General features: G+C 64.0%; 4 protein-coding genes. 1 reads left to right on the top strand and 3 read right to left on the bottom strand.

The annotated features are described in order from the left end of the window. Positions 1–471: 471 nt before the first annotated feature. Positions 472–1,791 carry a serine hydrolase domain-containing protein gene (locus VMS96_08710; GenBank protein HVP43502.1) on the top strand — a complete coding sequence of 440 codons (1,320 nt, stop codon included), beginning with the start codon at positions 472–474 and terminating at the stop codon, positions 1,789–1,791. A gap of 311 nt (positions 1,792–2,102) precedes the next feature. Here VMS96_08710 and hemG read toward each other — a convergent pair whose 3' ends face one another. The 3 genes from hemG to VMS96_08725 all read right to left on the bottom strand — a co-directional run. Next, complete coding sequence (hemG, locus tag VMS96_08715) at positions 2,103–3,545, bottom strand: protoporphyrinogen oxidase (GenBank protein HVP43503.1); 1,443 nt, start codon at positions 3,543–3,545, stop codon at positions 2,103–2,105. Between the two features lie 86 nt (positions 3,546–3,631). Then, positions 3,632–4,567 (bottom strand): ferrochelatase, encoded by a 936-nt coding sequence (gene hemH / locus VMS96_08720; protein ID HVP43504.1) that lies wholly within the window; start codon positions 4,565–4,567, stop codon positions 3,632–3,634. An 81-nt stretch (positions 4,568–4,648) separates the two neighbouring features. Then, positions 4,649–4,843 (bottom strand): uroporphyrinogen decarboxylase family protein (locus VMS96_08725; GenBank protein ID HVP43505.1); only part of this gene is annotated, 195 nt, incomplete at its 5' end.

Genomic DNA, 4,843 nt, shown 5'->3' on the forward strand with positions numbered 1-4,843 from the left:
TGGCATCTTCGCTGCCGTCGTCTACTTTTTTGTGGCGGCGGCAGCCCTCAGGGAACCACTCGGAGCCATCCTCCTGGGGGCAACGGCGGGAACAGAAGCATGGTTGCTGAGGCGATGGTTTCGACCGGATTTTCCCGAACATCCACCTGGAGCTTGAAATTGATGAACTCGGGGACAGACGGGACGTTCCCTTTCTTTTCTGGCGACTCCGACAGGCGGGTGGCCCAGACCAGCTGGTTTTGCTCGTCTGGGAACGAGTCTAAGCTGCCGCTCCAAAGAAAGTTCTAAAATCGTCCACTAGGGCCGACCACTTTCGATCTGAAATCTTCACAATCCGCAAGGTGCTTGCGCCGGCTGCGCGATGGTGAGCAGAATTGGCCGTGTGCCCACCGGACTGAGGCGCTATTACGGGACGGGACAACTGCACTACATCACCGGCAGTTGCTATCGGCGAGGGGTATAGTGACGGCAGTGCGCCTGGCTCTCCTGTTTCTGCTGTTTCTTGTGTCAGCGGTACCCGCCTGCGGGCAAAGGCCCAAACTTCCGCAGACTCAGCCCGCCCAGCGTCTGGAGCGGTTACTGAACGCGTTCAACGGCGGCACTGCCGATGAAATCCGCTTCTTCATTGCCGATAACTATTCCGAGGCAGCCCTCAAGCAGCGTTCGGCGGAGGAGCGCACGCGCACCTACCTTGAGCTTCACCGCAACACCCATGGGTTCATCCTCCGCAGCATCGACGGATCTACCGCAGCCGAAATTATCGCTGTCGTCCAGACCCAGCTCACCGGCGAGTGGTATCGCATAAGCTGTTCAGTCGAGCCGCAGAAGCCGTACAAGATTACCGGCGTGCTGTTCTCTCAGATTCCCACTCCGCCCAAGTTCGCCGCCAAAGGCAAGCTCTCTGACGAAAACATCGCTCAGCAGGCCCACGGCTACGCCGAGAGATTGGTCAAAGCCGGGATGTTCAGCGGCGTAGTGCTGGTCGCGCGCGGCAGCCGGCCCATTCTCGCGCAGGCCTACGGCAACGCGGCGCGTTCTCGTGCCACCGTAGATACTCCCTTTCCCTTGGCGTCCATCACTAAGACGTTCACCGCCGTCGTTATCGGCCAACTAGTGGACCAAGGCAAGCTGTCGTTCCACAACCCAATCGGCAAGTTTTTCCCGAGCTATCCCGGTGAAGCTCGCGAGAAAATCACCCTTCATCACCTGCTCACCCACTCGGCGGGGCTGCCTGGCTTCCTTGACCCCAAGGAGCAGGCGGACTTTAGGCGTCTTGGCCTCCGCACAGTCGCCCAATGGGTGAGTTACATCGGTAGCAAGCCGCTGGCCTTTGCCCCGGGACAGGGATTCCAGTACAGCAATGCCGGATACATACTGCTCGACGCTGTCATTAGCGTGGTTGCCGGGAACCCGGCCGAATATCGTGCGCAGCACCTCTTCCACCCCCTCGGGATGAACCAAACCACCTCGAATGACTCGACCGCTAATGACCTACTCAGGTTTTCTGTAGGGTTGCGCAGCGGCAAACTGCTTTCACCCGGCACTCTATCGCTGATGACTTCGCCGCGTGTGACGACTAATGATCCCAGCGTCCGCTACGGTTATGGCTTGGAAATAGAGGACATCAACGGTGTGCGCGTGATTGGCCACCCGGGTGGTGGCGCAGGAGCGAGCGCTCAGCTCGATATGTATCCTGACCTCGACATCACGGTGGTGGTGCTCTCCACTATGCCTCGTGGTGCCGCTCAGCACATCTCTAATAAACTCCGCGACTTGATCACTCAGCGATAGCGGAGGTGCTCCCATCCACGCACCTGCCTGCCGCCGATCTTGCCACGTTATCTCCGCCTAGGAGAATCATAGCTCCCTGTCTGGGAAGAGGTCTAAGCTGCCACACCGAGGAAAGTTCTAAAATCGTCCACTAGGCCGACCATTCTAGAGGGGCCTTCGGCTCCGCCTCAGGATTTCGAACTGCGGTCTCCCGCCCGTTGAGGCCGTCTCCCCGACCATTCCTTCTTCCTTTATCCTCGAGCTGTGAGAATGCGGGGATCGCCGGCGCCGCCAGCCTGCTGTGCGATGCACACCGGTAGCTGGCGCTCCGATCAATGCCGTGGGGGAGCCCCTTCGACGACCGGCGCGCCCAGGACATCGGCGGCGGCGTCCATGCCGGTGTGCACGCAGTCGGGGACGCCGATGCCCTTGTAAGCGTTCCCGGCAAGGCTCAGGCCGGGCAGCTCGCGGCGCAGGCGCTCGATGGCCGCGACCCGGTCCAGGTGTCCGACCGCATATTGCGCCATGGCGCGGTTCCAGCGATAGATGCGAGTGAAGCGGGGCTGGGCGTCGAGGGCGATGATCTGCCTCAGCTCGCGGGTCACGGTCGAGAGGATCTCGGCGTCGGACAGGGAGAGCACTTCCTTGTCCCGCGTGCCTCCTAGGAAAACACGCAGCAGGCGCTTGTCGGGCGGCGCGCGGTGCGGGAATTTGTTGTGCACATAGGTGCAGGCGCGCATGCGCTTCTTCTCGCTCCAGGGAACGAGGAAGCCGAAGCCCTCGGGCTCGCGGGCGAACTGGGCGGCGTCGTAGCCCAGCGCCACGGTGACTGACGAGCTGTAGGGGATCTGGTCGAGCGTGGCGGCCAGGCGCGGATTGGCTTCGTGCAGCAGGGCGCCGGCAATGTAGGCAGGCGTGGCCAGGATGACGTGATCGTAAGGCTCGGAGCCGCCGCCTTCTTTGAGCGCCAGCCATTCCTGACCCCGGAGCGCAAGCCCACGCAGGGGCGTGGAGAGCCGGATGGCGCGCCGGTCGAGTCCGGCGGCGACGGCGTCCACCAGCTGCTGCATGCCCTCGCGCATGGAGCTGAAGAGCGCCTTGCCGCGGCGCTCGGAGCGCGGCGCCTGGGCCAAGGCGGCTTTCATCCGGCTGCGCGCCTTCAGCATGCCGCGGCTCAGGCTGCCGTACCTGGCTTCCATCTCGACGAAACGGGGCAGCACCGCGCGGACGCTGAGGGAATCGGCGTCGCCGCCGTACACGCCGGAGAGCAGCGGGTCGGCCAGGCGATCCACCACCTCATCACCATAGTGACGCGCCACGAAATCGGCGGCCGATTCGTCGCCGTCGGGCGGGCGGGGACGCGACAGCAGCTCGCCGGCCATCCGCATCTTGGTGGCCCAGGAGAACAGCGAGGTGAAAACGGTGGGAAGCAGCTTGGTGGGAACCATGAACATCAGGCCGTCGGGCATGGATACCAGGCGGCCATTCACCAGGATGAAGGTCTTGCGGGCGTCGTCGTTGGAGCCGACGATCTGGTCTTCCATGCCGAGGTCGCGGCAAAGGGTGTTCGCCCAGGGCTTCTCGGTGAGGAAAGAATCGGGGCCGGCCTCGATCAGGCAGCCCTCGGCGCGCTCCGACCACATGACGCCGCCGAGTCGCGGGGCGCTCTCGAACAGCGTGTACTCGACCGGCGCGCCCTTGCGGCGCTCGCGCTCCAGGTAGAACGCCGCCGCCAGACCGCTGATGCCGCCGCCGATAATGGCTACACGTTTCATGCGCAAAAACTAACCACAGAGGCACGGAGACACAGAGAGATCCATTGACTTGGGTTCCCCTGCGCCTCTGTGTCTCTGTGGTTTCATCACGATCCGAGCTGGACGAGGTTCGGTTTCTTGTCCGGTTCCAGGCGCGAGCGCACCACCTCGGCGACAGCGGCAGCGAAGGTCGGGGAATCGTTCAGCGACTCCGCCCGCCACAGGCGCATGCCCTTCTTTGCGGCATACTCGCGGAAGGCGATGTCGATGTCGTACAGGACCTCAACGTGGTCGCAGACGAAGCCGATGGGCTGCAGGAAGACGGCGCGGTGCCCCTCGCCGTGCAGCTTGTCGATCACGCTCTCGACGGTAGGGCCGAGCCACTCGCCGCCACTCATCCCCTGGCTCTGGTAGGCGAAGAACCAGTCCTCCACGTTGAGGGAAGGCGCCTGCATGGCGACCATGGCGGCGGTCTCCTTGGCCTGGGCCTCGTAGGGATCGCCTTCGTCGACGGTGCGGCGGGGCACGCTGTGCGCGGTGAAGATGACGGGGACACGCGCGCCGGCCTCGGCGCAGGCTTTTTTCCAGCCGGCCTCGAGCTTCTCGGCGAAGGCGCGGATGAGCAGCGGGTGGTCGTGCCAGTTCTCTACGAAATCCACCTGGAATGGCGGCGTGCCCAGCGATTGCCGGTAGAGTCCGACGCTGGTGCGCGAATTCTGAGGTGCCAGGCAGATGCTGATGGCCTTCTGCACGCCGTCGCGCGCCATCTGCGCCACAACTTCGGCGACGAACGGCTTCCAGTTGCGCATGCCGACGTAGGTGGGCAGGCCGGTGAGTGTCTGCACGCTCTGGCCCTGGCGCAATGTGATCTCGGTGAGGGGAGAGCGGCCGATCAGGCTGTAGCGGTGCTTGACCTCAACGACGACCGCTTCCGGCATCGGCCGGCCGCCGGTGATGCGCTTCAGGAACTCGGGCACGTCCGCCGGGGAGTCGGGGCTGCCGTGGGCGAGGAGCAGGACCGCGAGTTTGGGATTAGAGGCCAAGGCGTTTCGTCTAGAGTGTGTGGCGCGGGCGTGTCGCCCGCGCACCCGGCCGACACGGCCGGGCCACACATTCACGGTCCTTCATTGCACCACGCTGCTTATGGAGAACTCGCGCACGAATTCGACCAGCGCTTTCACGTTCTCCACCGGCGTTTCCTGCAGGATGCCGTGTCCGAGGTTGAAGATGTGTCCCGGGCGTCCGGCGGCGCGGCGCAGGACCTCGTGGGCGCGGCGCCGCAGGGTCTTCTGGTCGGCGAAGAGCAGCACCGGGTCGAG

This window comes from Terriglobales bacterium (assembly GCA_035543055.1).
Classification (GTDB): domain Bacteria; phylum Acidobacteriota; class Terriglobia; order Terriglobales; family Acidobacteriaceae; genus JAIQFD01.

Excerpts from the sequence above, each read along its gene's own strand:
- hemG (HVP43503.1), bottom strand. The coding sequence starts at position 3,545 with ATGAAACGTGTAGCCATTATCGGCGGCGGCATCAGCGGTCTGGCGGCG.